Origin of the sequence: Rothia sp. HMSC071B01, assembly GCF_001808945.1 — a bacterium.
Lineage (GTDB): Bacteria > Actinomycetota > Actinomycetes > Actinomycetales > Micrococcaceae > Rothia.
In genome coordinates this window covers 1-1,485 of record NZ_KV795040.1, presented here as the reverse complement: position 1 = coordinate 1,485, position 1,485 = coordinate 1, and the positions used below count along the sequence as shown (strand labels likewise).

General features: G+C 56.3%; 2 protein-coding genes. Both read left to right on the top strand.

Annotated features, from left to right (window positions below):
• The first annotated feature begins 161 nt into the window (after positions 1-161).
• The gene (locus tag HMPREF2527_RS00160) at positions 162-890 is read left to right on the top strand and encodes a hypothetical protein (protein WP_070505424.1); all 729 of its coding nucleotides are present in this window, start codon (positions 162-164) and stop codon (positions 888-890) included.
• Positions 891-1,069: 179 nt separating this feature from the next.
• Positions 1,070-1,485 (top strand): hypothetical protein (locus HMPREF2527_RS00155; RefSeq protein ID WP_141744412.1); only part of this gene is annotated, 416 nt, incomplete at its 3' end.

The window sequence follows — 1,485 nt, the reverse complement described above, 5'->3', positions numbered from 1 at the left end:
CTACCGGGATCTCGCTATCGCACGCGGTGTCACCTTGAGCATCTAACCACCTGCCAGCACCACTGGCAGGCCCTTGTGCTACCGTGAAACCAACCGATAATCTACCCCCTTGCCTCTCCCCACAGGCACAAAAAACCGGGGAACCCTCAAAGGAGAACACCATGAAGACCCTGAACACCCGCACCGGCCTGGCCGCCCTGTCCGTCACCCTGATGCTTGCACTTTCTGCATGCGGCGGTGGCGCCCAGGCAGCCGGCGAATCCTCCGAAGCCGCTACTAACGCCCCGGCCGCAACCGCTTCAGCGAGCGCGTCTGCTACTTCCACGCCCACTGCTGCGAAGGCTTCGGCCTCTGCAACCGTAGCGGCGAATCCGAAGGGTTCTGAAGTGATTGAGATTCGTGCGGATGATGACACGAACGCTGATGCCGCAATCGCAAAGCAAGCAGCAATCAACGCCGCCAAGCGCGTTGCGTTGAATGATATGCGTATGTTCAATGCGTGGTTGCACGGGGACTTTGAGCACACCAGCGATGAGGAGCTTCTGAAGTTCGTTGATCCTGGAACTTTGGGCCAGGTGAAGGAAACGATTCAGAGTAGCCGTGATGATATTAAGCGGAATGGCGGTGTATTTACCGGTGACGTGACGATTCGTAACGTGGAAGTTTATGACATCCTGACGTATGACTACCCGGATGGTACCTCGTACCCGTACTCGTATTTGAAGGTGACGTACTGCGAGGATTGGACGCAGGTGCATATTCCCAACGGCGAGCGCGCTGTAACCGGGCCGGATTCTACAGCCACTGTTGAGGTGGTTGTAAAGCGATTGCAGGATGGTCGTTACGTGTATGCCGGTGCACGTGAGCTGAATACTGGCTGCGCCTCGTAAAGGATAGGGAAGTGAAGATGAAACACCTCAAGCACGTCTTCTCCGCTGCTCTTGTTGCGATGCTTACGGCCTCAAGCCTGGCGGCACCAGCTGTTGCAGATAGTACCAGCGTAGATGTATCTAACTCTCATGCAGTAGCTCGACATAGTAAACATAAGTCATCTAATGATTCTGCTCCGGTGAATGAAAACCGGGATGCGTCTAACTCACCGGTGGTTCAGCCGGTGGCGTCGATGAAGGACCAGACCTGCATCGCTGCCGGTGGCGTTGAAGTGCCTTGCGAGACCGATAATGCCTGGTTCTACGCCAAGGACTCCTGCTATGCGAGTAAGAAGCTTGACGGCCCGGTGGCTGCAAACCACACTGCCTTCGAGTGTGCCCCAGTGGGAAATCAGCCTTCGCTGAAGACGCTGGGTGCTAATAACCGCGTTACCGTACCGACCAGTGAAGCAGAGGCTAAGGCGACCGCTACCAAGAGCGGTGCGCAGCTCGCGGAGGACGCGCTCGCGGATTACGATTTCGAGAAGTTGACGGTTCGTACGCAGCCGTCTGATGCTACTGTGCGTTCGGATGCTTTCGTGTTCACGCAGGGTTA